Here is a 15,526-nt window from a genome sequence, read left to right as displayed (position 1 = left end):
ACTACAGCAGCTGCGCCAGGCGATTAATATCCGATTGAATCGCGCCAGCGGTAACATCGCGCCCCGCGCCCGGGCCGCGGATCACCAGCGGGTTATCACGATACCAGCGGCTGTCGATAGCGAACACGTTATCGCACGGCAGCAGTGCCGCCAGCGGATGCTCCTGGCGCACGGCTTCAACGCCAACGCGCGCCTTGCCGTTGGCGTCGAAACGCGCGACATAGCGCAGGACCAGGCCCATTTCACGGGCGGCCTCAAGGCGCTGCAGCATCTGCTCGTTCAGCTCTTCGCCATTCTCAAAGAAGTGATCGACGGACCCTTCTTCGCAGTGCGCCGGCACCAGCGATTCAACGCGCACCTGGTCAGGCTCGATATCATAGCCCGCCTCACGCGCGAGGATCACCAGCTTACGCATCACGTCTTTACCCGAAAGGTCAACGCGCGGATCCGGTTCAGTCAGCCCCTGCTGCCATGCCTGATCGACCAGGTCAGTAAAGGGTACCGTCCCGTCAAACTGCAGGAACAGCCAGGAGAGCGTCCCGGAGAAAATACCGCTCAGCGCCAGAATGGTATCGCCGCTATCGATCAGATCGCGCACCGTGTGGTTTACCGGCAGTCCGGCGCCGACGGTCGCGTTGTACAGCCAATGACGCCCCGTTTTCTCAAACGCGTCGTGGATCTGGCGGTACTTATCGCTGCTGCTGGCCCCGGCCAGCTTATTGGCGCTGATCACGTGGAAGCCGTGGCTGGCAAAATCAAGATACTGATCGGCCAGCTGCGCGCTGGCGGTCACGTCCAGCACCACTAAATCATCATACGGGTGGGCACGCATCCACAGGAACAGCGATTCTTCATCCTGCTCAACGGCTTCATCATGGAAGAAGGCCAGCGCGCGGCTGGCGTCCAGCCCTTCATAATTCAGCAGGCTGCGGCGGCTATCCACCACCCCGGCGAGGACAAACTCAAAGCCGGTGCGGGCGGAAAGCGTGGTTTGCTCGCGGGCAAACAGCTCCAGCCAGCGGGAACCGATGTTGCCTTTACCAAACAGCACCAGACCAATACGCTTTTCCGCGCGGAACAGCGACTGGTGCAGACCCTGAATCAGGCTCTCCGTTGGGCCCGCGCGCAGCACGGCAACCAGGCTAATCCCCTCTTCAGATTGCCAGGTAAACTCGACAGGCTGCCCCTTCAGCTGCTGCCAGAAGCGGTGGCAGTGCAGCGGATTGCGGGTGACGCCCGCGCCAACCATCGCCACCAGCGCCAGCTTCTGGCGCAAACGCAGCTCGCCCGGTAAACCGGCTTCATCGAGCAGCCTCAGCGCGCTGTCCGCCACTTCAGCGGTATAGCAGAACTGCAGCAGCTTGCGGTCGGCATGGACGCCAACGGCCAGCGGGCGCAGCTGAGCGCGTTTAAAGATCAGATCCAGCTCCTTGTGCGCCAGCTTGAAATCCTGGCCCGCGGGAACCTGGAACTCAATCAGGCACACGTCGTCATGGCTGGTGACAATTCGCGCCCCGGTCCCGGAGGCCAGAACGCGTTCAATACGCGTAGAACCCTGATCGGGCGTGTAGCTGCAGCGCAGCTGCAGATCGATATCGCTGCCGGAGACCGGCTGGAGCGTACGCGCGTGCAGAACCGGCGCCGCCAGGCGAGCCAGCTCGCTGGCCTCATCCAGGCGCAGCAGCGGCAGCAGGCAGGCATCCTTCACTTTACGCGGGTCAGCGCTATAGACGCCGGCGACGTCGCTCCAGATAGTGACGCGGGACGCGCCGGCAAGGGCACCAATTTGGGTCGCGGAATAGTCGGAGCCGTTACGTCCCAGCAGCACGGTTTCTCCGGCGTTGTTACGCGAGATAAAGCCGGTTACCACCAGACGCTTGTTCGGATGCTGCGCCATGAGCTGCTGCAGCAGCGGGTAGGATAAACCTTCATCCACCTGCGGCTGTGCCGAACGCTCGGCGCGCAGGAAGCTACGCGCATCAAGCCACGCGGCTTCCAGCCCCAGCTGATTGAGAACCGCAGCCATCAGGCGCGCGGACCAGACTTCGCCGTGGCCAACCACCTCAGCGTATACCGCATCGGTGACGCCGCTATCCAGTAAACCCGCCAGTCGTTCAAGATCGTGAATGAAGGTCGCGATAAGCGTGTCGGCAGCGTCTGCCGACAGCAGACCGGAGATCAGCTCCATCTGATAACGACGCAGCGACTGCTGTACCTGATGCGCAGAGAGGCGATCGGTCTGGCTGAGCTTCAGCCAGCTAATCAGCTGGTTGGTGGTGCTGCCGGCGGCGGAGACAACCATCATGTCGCCAGCCTGCGAGTATTCCGTCATGATCCCCGCGACGCGCAGGTAACATTTCGCATCCGCTAAACTACTCCCACCAAATTTGTGCAGCTGACGACCCTTCGCCCCTGCCTGCGCAATCACACTCATGTTTATTCCTCGTTTGCTGCCCGGAAGCCATTTTCCAGGTCGGCAATTAAATCTTCACCATCTTCAATACCGGTCGAAATACGCAGAAGCGTTTCTGAGATCCCCGCCGCCGCACGCGCTTCAGGCGCCATACCTGCGTGGGTCATCGTCGCAGCGTGAGAAATCAGACTTTCTACGCCTCCCAGCGACTCCGCCAGCGTAAATAGCGACAATCCGCTCAGGAAACGACGCAGCGTCTGCTCATCGCCATCCAGCTCGAAGCTTAGCATCGCACCAAAACCTTTTTGCTGACGCGCAGCAATCTCATGCCCCTGATTTTCCGGCAGAGACGGATGATACAGTTTTTTCACCAACGGCTGAGTTTTCAGATAGTCGACGATCGCCTGCGCGTTGCGCTGGGCAACTTCCATACGCGGGGAAAGCGTACGCAGACCGCGCAGCAGCAGGTAGCTATCGAAGGCCCCTCCGGTGACGCCGATATTATTCGCCCACCATGCCAGTTCGGTGACAGTCTGCGGATCTTTGGCAATCACCACGCCGGCGACGACGTCTGAATGGCCGTTCAGGTATTTGGTGCATGAATGCAACACCAGATCGGCTCCCAGCGCCAGCGGATTTTGCAGAGCCGGGCTCAGGAAGGTGTTATCCACCACGCTCACCGCCCCCGCCTCACGAGCCAGCGTGCAGATTTTCGCAATATCCACCACTCTCAGCAATGGATTACTTGGGCTTTCGACCAATACCAGCTTCGGTTTTTCCGCCAGCGCAGCGCTCAGCGCCTGCTCATCGTTTTGATCGACAAACAGCACGCGGTAGCAGCCGCGTTTCGCCAGGCTATCAAACAGACGATAGCTGCCGCCGTAGCAGTCGTGCGGCGCCACCAGCAGGTCGCCCGGTTTCAGGTAAACGGTGGTCACCAGCAGAATAGCCGACATGCCGGTATTGGTCAGAACCGCACCCGCGCCGCCTTCCAGCTCCGCCAGGGCGCGCTGTACCACGTCACGAGTTGGGTTGCCGCGACGGGAATAGTCATGGGCACGAGGTTCGTTAAAGCCGGTGAAGTTATAGGTGCTGGAAAGGTGGATCGGCGGGACAACGCAGCCGTACTGTTCGTCGTCATTTAAACCGCTACGCACTGCGATGGTGGCCTGTTTACGCGTCATGTTGGGCAGTTCCTGGGCTGAATCGGTGAAATGTCAGACTCCAGAGTAATCATTGTCACAATAGACGTCAATACATCTGGACATCTAAACTTCTTTGCGTATAGATTGAGCAAACTGGAAATAGCCGTTAAAATTATATGCATTAGCGCACATCCGTATCGGCTTATCTCATGTCGGAAAGATGAGTCATGCGGTAAACTACGCGCGATTATGGCCCGGACTCAAGATTCAGGCCCTTAACTAATGACTAGAGGATTAAAGGTATCTCATGGCTGAATGGAGCGGCGAATATATCAGCCCATACGCTGAGCACGGTAAGAAGAGTGAGCAAGTAAAAAAAATTACGGTTTCCATTCCTCTGAAGGTGTTAAAGATCCTCACAGATGAACGCACGCGTCGTCAGGTCAACAACCTGCGTCACGCCACCAACAGCGAGCTGCTGTGTGAAGCGTTCCTGCATGCATTTACCGGTCAACCGTTGCCTAACGATGAAGACCTGCGTAAAGAACGCAGTGATGAAATTCCAGAAGCGGCGAAACAGATTATGCGTGAGATGGGTATCGACCCGGATACGTGGGAATACTAAGCCAATAAAAAAGGGCAGAAGACAACTTCTGCCCTTTTTTATTTCTCAGCGTTTGACGGCGAGAGAAACAAAAAAGCCGCCCTGAGGCGGCTTCTTCTTCCGGCAACTTACTTGCTGCTGCCCGGTACGCTGAAGCGCTTGTTGAAGCGGTCAACACGGCCACCGGTAGCAACATCACGCTGTTTGCCAGTGTAGAACGGGTGGCATTTACCGCACACGTCGAGGTTCAGGTCGTGACCTACGGTAGAGCGGATTTTCATGACGTTACCGCAAGAGCAGTTAGCAGTAACTTCTTCGTATTTCGGGTGAATATCTTTTTTCATGGGAGAACCTCAGTTAAGGCCGCGTCGCTCTTCCAGCCCTAACGCCAGACACCACGCGATGTTAATAATTTCCCGTAGACTTTCCGCCGTGCGGAATTCATGGGTAATAGTATACGCTTTGATGCTGCACGAAGCACACCAAAGGCGGCGAATTATACAGAATTTGACCGGCAGATGCAAACTGATCCGCGAGCCCTTATCACAATGTGTATACTAACCGGCCAGATTTCAAGTCAGGAAGATGACATGCCCGTCGCTCACGTAGCCCTGCCCGTTCCGCTGCCTCGTACCTTTGACTATTTGCTCCCTGAGGGCATCACGGTCAAAGCGGGCTGTCGCGTGCGCGTGCCGTTTGGTAAACAGGAGCGCATTGGAATTGTCACCGCGATTAGCGAGCGCAGCGAGCTGCCGCTGGATGGGCTCAAGCCGGTCGCAGAAGCGCTGGACGCCGAGCCGGTCTTTTCTTCCTCTATCTGGCGGCTGCTGCTGTGGGCGGCCGACTATTATCATCACCCGATTGGCGACGTGCTGTTTCACGCCCTCCCCATCGCCCTACGCCAGGGAAAGCCGGCCAGCGCGACGCCGCTCTGGTACTGGTTCGCAACCGAGCAGGGCCAGGCGGTTGACATCAACAGCCTCAAGCGTTCGCCGAAGCAGCAGCAGGCGCTGGCCGCGCTACGTCAGGGAAAAATCTGGCGTCACCAGGTAGCGGAGCTGGAGTTCAGCGACGCGGCGCTGCAGGCGCTACGCGGGAAAGGGCTCTGCGAGCTGGCGAACGAAGCGCCGGCCCTTACCGACTGGCGGACCGGCTTTACCGTACCCGGAGAGCGGCTGCGCCTGAATACCGAACAGGCCACCGCCGTCGGGGCGATCCACAGCGCCTCTGACCGCTTTTCCACCTGGCTGCTGGCGGGGATCACCGGCTCAGGGAAAACCGAAGTTTATCTGAGCGTGCTGGAAAACGTGCTGGCGCAAGGCCGCCAGGCGCTGGTGATGGTCCCGGAAATCGGCCTGACCCCGCAAACTATCGCCCGCTTTCGCCAGCGCTTTAACGCTCCCGTTGAAGTGCTGCACTCCGGACTTAACGATAGCGAACGCCTCTCGGCATGGCTAAAGGCCAAAAACGGCGAAGCGGCGATTGTTATCGGTACCCGCTCGTCGCTATTTACCCCATTTAAAGACCTCGGGGTGATCGTGATTGATGAAGAGCACGACAGCTCCTATAAGCAGCAGGAAGGCTGGCGCTATCACGCCCGCGACCTCGCGGTGTGGCGCGCCCACAGCGAGCAAATCCCAATTATTCTCGGCTCAGCAACGCCGGCGCTGGAGACGTTACACAACGTTCGCCAGGGTAAGTATCGTCAGCTGAAGCTGACCAGGCGCGCGGGGAACGCCAGCCCGGCCCAGCAGCACGTGCTGGATTTGAAAGGCCAGCAGCTGCAGTCGGGGCTCTCTCCGGCGCTTATTGCCCGGATGCGCCAGCACCTGCAGGCCGATAATCAGGTCATCCTGTTTTTAAACCGGCGCGGCTTCGCCCCGGCGCTGCTATGTCATGACTGCGGCTGGATTGCCGAATGCCCGCGCTGCGACAGCTATTACACCCTGCACCAGGCGCAGCATCATCTGCGCTGCCACCACTGCGACAGCCAGCGGCCTGTCCCGCGTCAGTGCCCCTCCTGCGGCTCGACGCATCTGGTGCCGGTAGGGCTCGGCACGGAGCAGCTGGAGCAGGCGCTGGCGCCGCTGTTTTCCGAAGTGCCAATATCCCGCGTTGACCGGGATACCACCAGCCGCAAAGGGGCGCTTGAACAGCATCTCTCCGATATTCATCGCGGCGGCGCGCGTATTCTGATTGGCACCCAGATGCTGGCAAAAGGTCACCACTTTCCGGATGTCACCCTGGTCTCTCTGCTCGACGTTGACGGAGCGCTGTTTTCCGCCGATTTCCGCTCGGCGGAGCGCTTCGCCCAGCTCTATACCCAGGTATCAGGCCGCGCGGGCCGCGCCGGAAAACAGGGCGAGGTGATCCTCCAGACCCACCACCCTGAGCATCCGCTGCTGCAAACGCTGTTATATAAAGGCTACGACGCCTTCGCGGATCAGGCGCTCGCCGAACGCCAGGCGATGCAGCTGCCGCCGTGGACCAGCCACGTGCTGATTCGCGCGGAAGATCATAACAATCAGCAGGCGCCTTTGTTCCTGCAGCAGCTGCGTAACCTGCTGCAGGCCAGCCCGCTGGCCGACGATAAGCTGTGGGTTCTTGGCCCGGTTCCGGCGCTGGCGCCAAAGCGCGGAGGCCGCTGGCGCTGGCAGATCCTTCTGCAGCACCCGTCGCGTATCCGTCTACAGCATATCGTCAGCGGTACGCTGGCGCTGATCAATACGCTGCCGGAATCACGCAAGGTGAAATGGATGCTGGACGTCGATCCTATTGAAGGTTAAGCCTTCTCTTGCGAGGAGGATCGAAAAAATTCAATGCTCATCACGTTTTTCATGAAAATTCTGTAACTCTCCGCATCGACTATCTGATAAAAATGTTGTTGATGTCAGAACACAAAGGATGTGTCTGCGCCAGTCAGCGAGGAGAAAACAGGTGAAGCCCAAAAAACAGGTGGTTGCCGCCACGATGAAAGACGTAGCCCTGAAGGCTAACGTTTCAACGGCAACCGTATCCCGAGCGTTAATGAATCCCGATAAGGTTTCACAAACTACCCGTAATCGGGTGGAGCAGGCGGCGCTGGAAGTCGGCTATTTGCCGCAGTCGCTCGGGCGGAATATGAAACGCAACGAATCGCGCACGATTCTGGTGATTGTGCCGGATATTTGCGATCCCTTTTTCAGTGAAATCATCCGCGGTATCGAAATCACCGCTGCGGAACAGGGGTACCTGGTGCTGATCGGCGACTGCGCCCATCAAAACCGTCAGGAAAAAACCTTTATCGACCTGATTATTACCAAGCAGATCGACGGCATGCTGCTGCTCGGCTCCCGGCTGCCGTTCGATGCCGGCGTAGAGGAGCAGCGCAATCTGCCGCCGATGGTAATGGCGAATGAGTTTGCGCCGGAGCTTGAGCTGCCCACGGTGCATATCGATAACCTCACCGCCGCATTCAACGCCGTCAACTACCTGCACGAGCTGGGGCACAAGCGTATTGGCTGTATCGCCGGCCCGGAAGAGATGCCGCTGTGTCACTACCGTCTGCAGGGCTACGTTCAGGCGCTGCGCCGCAGCGGGATAACCGTCGAGCCGCAGTATATTGCGCGCGGTAATTTTACCTATGAAGCCGGTTCAAACGCCCTCGAGCAGCTTTTATCGCTGCCCGTGCCGCCGACGGCCGTATTCTGCCATAGCGATATTATGGCGCTGGGGGCTCTGTCGCTGGCAAAACGCCGCGGCCTGAAAATTCCTGACGATTTGTCTATTATTGGTTTCGATAATATCTCTTTGTCTGAATTTTGCGATCCGCCATTGACGACCGTTGCGCAACCGCGCTTTGATATTGGCCGCGAAGCGATGCTGCTATTGCTGGACCAGCTACACGGCCACAGCGTCAACAGCGGCTCGCGACTTCTTGACTGCGAGCTGATCGTTCGTGGCAGTACGCGAAAAATCAGAGCATAACCATCAGGCTTTCGGGCCTGCTCTTCTGGTCAAAGGCCCGCCGCTTAAGTAACATGGCGGGCTGACGAATGAATAAGACAGCGAAACGATAGTGGCACAACGAGATTATGTACGCCGCAGCCAACCGGCTTCTTCGCGGCGCAAAAAGAGCAATACCCGAAGCTCAAGGAACAAGCAAAGCAGCCTTCCTGCTGTTTCACCTACTATGGTGGCAATCGCGGCGGCAGTGCTGGTGGCCTTTATCGGTGGACTGTACTTCATCACGCACCACAAAAAAGAAGAAGCTGAAGCGCTGCAAAATCGCCAGGTGGCAGGCAACGGCCTACCGCCGAAACCGGAAGAGCGCTGGCGCTATATTAAAGAGCTGGAAAGTCGTCAGCCTGGCGTACGTGCGCCTACTGAACCGACGGCCGGCGGCGAAGTGATGAAGCCCGAACAGCTGACCAACGAACAGCGCCAGCTGCTGGCCCAGATGCAGGCCGATATGCGCCAGCAGCCCACTCAGCTGACCGAAGTGCCGTGGAACGAACAGACCCCGGCGCAGCGTCAGCAGACGCTGCAGCGTCAGCGTCTGGCTCAGCAGCAGGTACAGCAGCAGCAGTGGGCGCAAACCCAGCAGCAGGCGCCGGTGCAACAGCCGCGCGTGCAGCAGCGGGTCGCAGAACAGCCGATCCCGCAGCCGAAGCCGGTACAGCAGCCGAAACAAACGGCGGCCGCGCAGCAGCCGTATCAGGATCTGCTGCAGACGCCAGCGCATACCGCAACGGCGCCTAAAACACAGGCGGCCGCGCCGGTTGCGCGGGTTGAAGAAGCGCCAAAAGCCGCTGCCGAGAAGAAAGACGATCGCAGCTGGATGATCCAGTGCGGCTCCTTTAAAGGTGCTGAACAGGCGGAAACCGTGCGCGCTCAGCTGGCCTTTGAAGGCTTTGCCTCGCACATCACCACCAACAACGGCTGGAATCGCGTGGTCATCGGGCCGCTGAAAGGCAAGGAAAATGCCAACGACATGATCGGCCGCCTGAAAATGGCCGGACACGCAAACTGCATTCGTCTCGCCGCCAGGGGTTGAAACCCTCAAAATCCCCCCCATCTATAATTGCATTCCGCCCCGCGTAAAGCGCGGGGCCCCTATTCCGCTTTTGTAACCAAGGGGTCTGCTCGTGACAACAATAGTTAGTGTTCGCCGTAACGGCCATGTGGTTATTGCCGGTGATGGCCAGGCCACGCTGGGCAACACCGTAATGAAAGGCAACGTGAAAAAAGTCCGCCGTCTCTACAATGACAAAGTGATTGCGGGCTTCGCCGGCGGCACCGCAGACGCCTTTACGCTGTTTGAACTGTTTGAACGTAAACTGGAAATGCATCAGGGCCATCTGGTCAAAGCCGCCGTTGAGCTGGCGAAAGACTGGCGTACCGACCGCATGCTGCGCAAGCTGGAAGCGCTGCTGGCGGTAGCGGATGAAAATGCCTCTCTGATCATCACCGGTAACGGTGACGTGGTGCAGCCAGAAAATGATTTAATTGCTATCGGCTCCGGTGGTCCCTACGCCCAGGCCGCTGCCCGCGCTCTGCTGGAAAATACCGATATGGGCGCTCGCGACATCGCAGAGAAGGCGTTGAATATTGCAGGCGATATCTGCATTTATACCAACCATTTCCACACCATCGAAGAATTAGCCTCTAAAGCGTAAGGATCTCCCATGTCTGAAATGACCCCACGCGAAATTGTCAGCGAACTGGACAAACATATTATTGGTCAGGACGCGGCTAAGCGTTCTGTCGCTATCGCTTTGCGTAACCGCTGGCGCCGCATGCAGCTTACCGAAGAGCTGCGCCATGAAGTTACGCCGAAAAACATTCTGATGATCGGCCCAACCGGCGTCGGTAAAACTGAAATCGCCCGTCGCCTGGCAAAGCTGGCCAACGCGCCGTTCATCAAAGTTGAAGCGACCAAATTCACCGAAGTGGGCTATGTCGGTAAAGAAGTGGATTCCATCATCCGCGATCTGACCGATGCGGCGATCAAAATGGTCCGCATGCAGTCCATCGATAAAAACCGCTATCGTGCGGAAGAGCTGGCGGAAGAGCGCATTCTTGACGTGCTGATCCCGCCGGCGAAAAATAACTGGGGCCAGGCCGAGCAAAATCAGGAGCCGTCCGCGGCTCGTCAGGCATTCCGTAAAAAACTGCGCGAAGGCCAGCTCGACGATAAAGAGATCGAGATTGACCTTGCCGCTGCGCCGATGGGCATAGAAATCATGTCCCCTCCGGGCATGGAAGAGATGACCAGCCAGCTGCAGTCCATGTTCCAGAACCTGGGCGGGCAGAAGCAGAAACCGCGGAAGCTGAAAATCAAAGACGCGATGAAGCTGCTGATTGAAGAAGAAGCGGCAAAACTGGTTAACCCGGAAGAGCTGAAGCAGGATGCTATCGACGCGGTAGAGCAGCACGGTATCGTATTTATCGACGAGATCGACAAAATCTGTAAGCGCGGCGGCAATAGCTCCGGCCCGGACGTGTCTCGCGAAGGCGTCCAGCGCGATCTGCTGCCGCTGGTTGAAGGCTGTACCGTCTCAACCAAGCACGGCATGGTGAAAACTGACCACATTCTGTTTATCGCCTCCGGCGCATTCCAGGTGGCCAGCCCGTCGGACCTGATCCCTGAACTGCAGGGTCGTCTGCCGATTCGCGTTGAGCTGAAAGCGCTGACTACCGAAGATTTCGAGCGCATCCTGACCGAGCCGAACGCCTCGATTACCGTGCAGTATAAAGCGCTGATGGCGACCGAAGGCGTGAACATCGAGTTCACCGAAGAGGGTATCAAGCGTATCGCTCAGGCCGCATGGCAGGTCAATGAAACGACCGAGAACATCGGCGCGCGCCGTCTGCACACCGTCCTGGAGCGTCTGATTGAAGATATCTCCTACGATGCCAGCGAAATGAACGGCCAGAGCATCACCATTGATGCTGAATATGTCGGTAAACATCTCGATGTTCTGGTGGCAGATGAAGATCTGAGTCGTTTTATCCTATAATCCGGTTCAATGTATTTTCATCACAATCGATGGGGCTATATATAGCCCCATTTTTTTGGCCGGGAATTATGACTGAACAACCGATAAACCGAACCCAGGCCTGGCTGGAAAGCCTGCGCCCCAAAACGCTGCCTCTGGCCTTTGCCGCTATCGTTGTCGGCACGACGCTTGCGTGGCACCAGGGTCATTTCGATCCCTGGGTGGCTCTGCTGGCGCTGATTACCGCCGGCCTGCTGCAAATTTTATCTAATCTGGCTAATGATTACGGCGATGCGGTAAAGGGCAGCGACAAGCCCGATCGCATAGGCCCGCTGCGCGGGATGCAAAAAGGGGCGATCAGCCAGGCGCAGATGAAACGCGCGCTGATCCTCACCGTAGTGCTGATTTGTCTTTCCGGACTGGCTCTGCTGTTTTCCGCCTGGCAAACCATGGCCGATTTTATTGGCTTTATGGTTTTGGGTGGCCTGGCCATCGTGGCGGCAATCACCTATACCGTCGGTACCCGCCCTTACGGCTATATCGGCCTTGGCGATATTTCGGTGCTGGTCTTCTTTGGCTGGCTGAGCGTGGCGGGAAGCTGGTACCTTCAGGCCCACACGATTGCCGCAAGCGTCTTCCTGCCGGCAACGGCCTGCGGCCTGCTCGCGGCGGCGGTACTCAATATCAATAACCTGCGCGATATCGACAGCGACCGGGAAAACGGCAAAAACACGCTGGCGGTACGCCTTGGCCCGATCAACGCCCGCCGCTACCACGCCTGCCTGTTAATCGGCGCTCCGCTATGCCTGGCGCTGTTTAATCTGCTTTCTCTGCACAACCCGTGGGGCTGGCTGTTTATCCTCGCTACGCCGCTGCTGGTGAAGCAGGTGCGATTTGTCATGCGCGAACGCGAACCGGTGGCGATGCGTCCGATGCTGGAACGTACGGTAAAAGCGGCCCTGTTAACCAACCTGCTGTTTGTCATCGGGATTATTTGCAGCAAGCTGGTGGGTTAACTGACAAATATCAATTAACAATTGATGATTTTGCCAACAATGGGTTTCGCGAGATATACTAAAAACTCTCGCAGCAACTGAACGTTAAGCCTATGAAATACGATACTTCCGAGCTTTGTGACATCTACCAGGAGGATGTCAACGTAGTGGAACCTCTGTTCTCCAACTTTGGGGGACGGTCGTCGTTTGGTGGACAAATCATCACGGTGAAATGTTTCGAGGATAACGGGTTGCTATACGATATGCTCGAACAGAACGGCCGTGGTCATATTTTGCTGATCGATGGCGGCGGTTCCGTCCGACGGGCGTTGATTGACGCAGACCTGGCGCGTCTGGCGGTGCAGAATGAGTGGGAAGGAGTGGTGGTTTACGGCGCGGTGCGTCAGGTAGACGATCTGGAGGAGCTGGATATCGGCATCCAGGCGCTGGCGGCCATTCCCGTAGGTGCCGCAGGTGAAGGCATCGGCGAAAGCGACGTACGCGTCAATTTCGGCGGCGTAACCTTCTTCTCTGGCGACCATCTGTACGCCGATAATACCGGAATCATCCTCTCCGAGGATGCGCTGGATATCGAATAACCCGCCCAATAAAAAAGGCCTTCTCTCTGAGAAGGCCTTTTTGTTTTACGCCGAAACTTAGTACAGTTTCTTCGCGCAATCCAGCCAGTCATTTTTGAACGGACGCTTCATGTTCTCGATAGCGTCGATGATGTCATGATGAACCAGCTTCTCGTTCTGAATACCAACACAGCGGCCGCCGAAGCCCTGCAGCAGCAGGTCAATTGCGTAGGCGCCCATGCGGGATGCCAGAATACGGTCATAAGGAACCGGGGAACCGCCGCGCTGAATGTGGCCCAGAACGGTAGCACGCGTTTCACGACCGGTCTCTTTCTCAATGTAGTCAGCCAGCTCGTGGACGTCGCACATGTGCTCAGTGATCGCCACAATCGCGTGTTTCTTACCTTTGGCGATACCCGCTTTAATTTCTGCGACCAAATCGTCGCGGCTGTAATCAACCTCAGGCACCATGACGAATTCACAGCCGCCGGAAATGGCGGCCGCCAGAGTCAGATCGCCGCAATAGCGGCCCATGACTTCAACGACGGAAATACGCTGGTGTGAAGAAGAGGTATCACGCAGACGGTCAATTGCTTCAACAACGGTGCTCAGCGCAGTGAAGAAACCGATGGTGTAGTCGGTACCCTTGATGTCGTTGTCGATAGTGCCCGGCAGACCGATGCACGGGAAGCCCATTTCAGTCAGGCGCATCGCCCCCATATACGAACCATCACCGCCGATAACAACCAGCGCATCCAGCCCGCGCTTTTTCATGTTCTCAAGGGCCACGGCGCGAACATGCTCTTCGCGGAACTCCGGGAAACGTGCTGACCCCAGGAAGGTGCCGCCACGGTTGATCATATCGGAAACGCTATAGCGGTCGAGCTGGATCATACGATCTTCATACAACCCGAGGTAACCGTCATAGATTCCAAAAACTTCCAGACCTTCCGTTAATGCCGCGCGCACAACGCCGCGAATTGCCGCGTTCATGCCCGGCGCATCACCGCCACTTGTCAACACACCGATTTTCTTAATCATGACTACCTCTGAACTTAGGAAGCAAAAAATAATCCTGTTGCCTGAAGCGCTCCCTTACCAGGAGTGCACGACGATAATTGCAATAGTATATCAAACGCTTCTGGCTGAATTGATTCAGGTCAGACCAAACGGCGGTAATTTATACAAATAATGCCGGCCTGCCCCACATTTTACATCGAGTTTACAGACTATAACTCAAAGCTTAAAAAACACCCTGTCGCGCCAGCGGCACCACAGAACAGGGGTCCTGATGGATAATGACATCGGAACCCGGAAAACGATGCAGAATCGCCTGCTCCACCTGGTCGGCAATGACGTGTGCCTGAACCAATGGCAGGTTATCTTCCATTTCCAAATGTATTTGAATAAAGCGAGTCGGCCCTGACTGCCGCGTCCGTAGATCATGTGCCCCGCTGACGCCCGGCCATGCGGTCACGATATCGATAATGTCCTGACGTTCCTCATCAGGCAGCGCGCGGTCTAACAAAGACTGGACGGCCTCATAGGCCATACGCAGCGCGCTATACAGAATATAGACGCCAATCCCTAACGCAAATAGCGAATCGGCTCGATGCCAGCCGTACCAGGAGAGGCCCAGCGCCACCAGAATAGCGCCGTTCATCATAACATCAGACTGATAATGAAGCATATCTGCGCGCACCGCCTGACTCTGCGTTTTTCTCACCACCCAGCGCTGGAAGGTCACCAGCACCAGCGTACTGAGCAGCGCAATCAGGGTCACAATCATCCCGACGCCCGCCGCCTGCATCGGTTCCGGACGAGCCAGATGCTGAATGCCGGTTAAAAACAGGAACAGCGCCGACCCGGAGATAAACATGCTTTGCGCCAGCGCCGCCAGCGATTCAGCCTTGCCATGGCCAAAGGTATGCTCCTCATCGGCAGGTTGCAGCGAATAACGTACCACCAGGAGATTGGTTAACGAGGCGGCAATATCCACCAGCGAGTCCACCAGCGCAGCCAGAATACTCACAGAGCCGGTATACCACCACGCAAAAATTTTGATCAAAAGTAACGCGGAGGCCATCACCGTCGCCGCAACAGCCGCACGACTCACCAGCCGCCCATAAGATTGATTCATAAACGCTCCTTCACCCGCAATGCGCTTAGTATAACCCGATCTATTGTTACGACGGATGGCAAGCGGGAGGTCGTTTAGCTGAATGACAGGCAAAAAAAAACCCCACATCATGTGGGGGAAGACAGGGATGGTGTCTATGGCAAGGAAAACAGGGTTTGTTACTGGGGTTGCACGGTATTGCTACTACTTGAAAGCATCTTCGCTGAGCCTTTCTGCATCCTTACAACCTCACGCAACTGATCCATTCGCTGCTGGTGCTTAGCATTTAAAACCGCTTGCTGCTCTGGCGTTAACAGGTGGTACATCTGGTTGCGAACCTTCGCCATTTCGATCTGGCGGTCAACCTGTTCCTGCGCCATCTTATCGGCCTGAGCGCGCACAGCGTTTTCATCAAATTTTTCTGCGGTGACAAGGCTATGCATTGTCTCCATTTCGCTAACATTAACGGGTAACCTATCGTGGCGTGCCCGTTGCATAAGATCTCGTAACTGCTGTCGTTGCTGTTCGGTTAAACTTATGCCATCAAACATATGGCCCTGACTGCTGCGCTGCGCCCCGTCTTCTCCGGGGAGCCAGTTAACGCTGGTAACGACTTCAGCGGCCTGGCTATAAGCACTTAGCGCCAGCGTTGAGGCCATGACGGCAGCAATAACATTGCGCATCACATACTC

Annotated in this window: 14 protein-coding genes; 8 read left to right on the top strand and 6 right to left on the bottom strand. The window is 57.0% G+C overall.

Annotated features, from left to right (window positions below; all coding sequences use genetic code 11):
• Nucleotide 1: 1 nt before the first annotated feature.
• Nucleotides 2-2,434: a bifunctional aspartate kinase/homoserine dehydrogenase II gene (locus tag GO007_RS27365; protein ID WP_095105388.1), complete on the bottom strand. Its 2,433-nt coding sequence runs from the start codon at nucleotides 2,432-2,434 to the stop codon at nucleotides 2-4.
• Nucleotides 2,435-2,436: 2 nt separating this feature from the next.
• On the bottom strand, nucleotides 2,437-3,597 hold the full coding sequence (metB, locus tag GO007_RS27360; protein ID WP_041143440.1) for a cystathionine gamma-synthase: 1,161 nt from the start codon (nucleotides 3,595-3,597) through the stop codon (nucleotides 2,437-2,439).
• 268 nt (nucleotides 3,598-3,865) lie between these two features.
• On the opposite strand from metB, the gene metJ reads away from it, so the two are divergent.
• Entirely contained in the window at nucleotides 3,866-4,183 is a 318-nt protein-coding gene (gene metJ / locus GO007_RS27355; RefSeq protein WP_004869405.1) for a met regulon transcriptional regulator MetJ, read from the top strand.
• 107 nt (nucleotides 4,184-4,290) lie between these two features.
• On the opposite strand, the gene rpmE is transcribed toward metJ, so the two are convergent.
• On the bottom strand, nucleotides 4,291-4,506 hold the full coding sequence (gene rpmE, locus GO007_RS27350; RefSeq protein WP_041143439.1) for a 50S ribosomal protein L31: 216 nt from the start codon (nucleotides 4,504-4,506) through the stop codon (nucleotides 4,291-4,293).
• Nucleotides 4,507-4,752: 246 nt separating this feature from the next.
• Here rpmE and priA point away from each other — a divergent pair, with 246 nt between their 5' ends.
• The 7 genes from priA (at nucleotide 4,753) to rraA (ending at nucleotide 12,736) form a co-directional block, all read left to right on the top strand.
• A complete protein-coding gene (gene priA, locus GO007_RS27345; protein ID WP_095105386.1) occupies nucleotides 4,753-6,948 on the top strand; it encodes a primosomal protein N' in 2,196 nt (731 codons plus the stop codon).
• 151 nt (nucleotides 6,949-7,099) lie between these two features.
• A complete protein-coding gene (gene cytR / locus GO007_RS27340) occupies nucleotides 7,100-8,128 on the top strand; it encodes a DNA-binding transcriptional regulator CytR (RefSeq protein ID WP_095105384.1) in 1,029 nt (342 codons plus the stop codon).
• A gap of 91 nt (nucleotides 8,129-8,219) precedes the next feature.
• Complete coding sequence (gene ftsN / locus GO007_RS27335) at nucleotides 8,220-9,197, top strand: cell division protein FtsN (RefSeq protein ID WP_095105434.1); 978 nt, start codon at nucleotides 8,220-8,222, stop codon at nucleotides 9,195-9,197.
• 91 nt (nucleotides 9,198-9,288) lie between these two features.
• Nucleotides 9,289-9,819 carry an ATP-dependent protease subunit HslV gene (gene hslV / locus GO007_RS27330; RefSeq protein ID WP_095105382.1) on the top strand — a complete coding sequence of 177 codons (531 nt, stop codon included), beginning with the start codon at nucleotides 9,289-9,291 and terminating at the stop codon, nucleotides 9,817-9,819.
• 9 nt (nucleotides 9,820-9,828) lie between these two features.
• On the top strand, nucleotides 9,829-11,163 hold the full coding sequence (hslU, locus tag GO007_RS27325; protein WP_095105381.1) for an HslU--HslV peptidase ATPase subunit: 1,335 nt from the start codon (nucleotides 9,829-9,831) through the stop codon (nucleotides 11,161-11,163).
• A gap of 68 nt (nucleotides 11,164-11,231) precedes the next feature.
• Nucleotides 11,232-12,158 (top strand): 1,4-dihydroxy-2-naphthoate polyprenyltransferase, encoded by a 927-nt coding sequence (gene menA, locus GO007_RS27320; RefSeq protein WP_095105380.1) that lies wholly within the window; start codon nucleotides 11,232-11,234, stop codon nucleotides 12,156-12,158.
• A gap of 92 nt (nucleotides 12,159-12,250) precedes the next feature.
• Nucleotides 12,251-12,736: a ribonuclease E activity regulator RraA gene (gene rraA, locus GO007_RS27315; RefSeq protein ID WP_095105378.1), complete on the top strand. Its 486-nt coding sequence runs from the start codon at nucleotides 12,251-12,253 to the stop codon at nucleotides 12,734-12,736.
• A gap of 57 nt (nucleotides 12,737-12,793) precedes the next feature.
• On the opposite strand, the gene pfkA is transcribed toward rraA, so the two are convergent.
• The 3 genes from pfkA to cpxP all read right to left on the bottom strand — a co-directional run bounded on the left by pfkA (nucleotide 12,794) and on the right by cpxP (nucleotide 15,517).
• Nucleotides 12,794-13,756: a 6-phosphofructokinase gene (pfkA, locus tag GO007_RS27310; RefSeq protein WP_095105376.1), complete on the bottom strand. Its 963-nt coding sequence runs from the start codon at nucleotides 13,754-13,756 to the stop codon at nucleotides 12,794-12,796.
• A 202-nt stretch (nucleotides 13,757-13,958) separates the two neighbouring features.
• Nucleotides 13,959-14,855 (bottom strand): CDF family cation-efflux transporter FieF, encoded by an 897-nt coding sequence (gene fieF / locus GO007_RS27305; protein ID WP_095105374.1) that lies wholly within the window; start codon nucleotides 14,853-14,855, stop codon nucleotides 13,959-13,961.
• 158 nt (nucleotides 14,856-15,013) lie between these two features.
• A complete protein-coding gene (cpxP, locus tag GO007_RS27300; RefSeq protein WP_095105372.1) occupies nucleotides 15,014-15,517 on the bottom strand; it encodes a cell-envelope stress modulator CpxP in 504 nt (167 codons plus the stop codon).
• Nucleotides 15,518-15,526: the final 9 nt, after the last annotated feature.

The sequence above is a fragment of the Klebsiella sp. 10-1 genome, from assembly GCF_009758445.1.
Taxonomy (GTDB): domain Bacteria; phylum Pseudomonadota; class Gammaproteobacteria; order Enterobacterales; family Enterobacteriaceae; genus Klebsiella; species Klebsiella scottii.
Note: the sequence above shows the minus strand (reverse complement) of the source record. Positions and strands in the feature narration are given on the sequence as shown.

Bases quoted from the DNA above. Each gene is read 5' to 3' on its own strand.
- metJ (WP_004869405.1), top strand. From the start codon at position 3,866: ATGGCTGAATGGAGCGGCGAATATATCAGCCCATACGCTGAGCACGGT.
- fieF (WP_095105374.1), bottom strand. From the start codon at position 14,855: ATGAATCAATCTTATGGGCGGCTGGTGAGTCGTGCGGCTGTTGCGGCG.
- rraA (WP_095105378.1), top strand. From the start codon at position 12,251: ATGAAATACGATACTTCCGAGCTTTGTGACATCTACCAGGAGGATGTC.
- hslU (WP_095105381.1), top strand. From the start codon at position 9,829: ATGTCTGAAATGACCCCACGCGAAATTGTCAGCGAACTGGACAAACAT.
- pfkA (WP_095105376.1), bottom strand. From the start codon at position 13,756: ATGATTAAGAAAATCGGTGTGTTGACAAGTGGCGGTGATGCGCCGGGC.
- rpmE (WP_041143439.1), bottom strand. From the start codon at position 4,506: ATGAAAAAAGATATTCACCCGAAATACGAAGAAGTTACTGCTAACTGC.
- menA (WP_095105380.1), top strand. From the start codon at position 11,232: ATGACTGAACAACCGATAAACCGAACCCAGGCCTGGCTGGAAAGCCTG.
- cpxP (WP_095105372.1), bottom strand. From the start codon at position 15,517: ATGCGCAATGTTATTGCTGCCGTCATGGCCTCAACGCTGGCGCTAAGT.
- metB (WP_041143440.1), bottom strand. From the start codon at position 3,597: ATGACGCGTAAACAGGCCACCATCGCAGTGCGTAGCGGTTTAAATGAC.
- GO007_RS27365 (WP_095105388.1), bottom strand. From the start codon at position 2,434: ATGAGTGTGATTGCGCAGGCAGGGGCGAAGGGTCGTCAGCTGCACAAA.
- priA (WP_095105386.1), top strand. From the start codon at position 4,753: ATGCCCGTCGCTCACGTAGCCCTGCCCGTTCCGCTGCCTCGTACCTTT.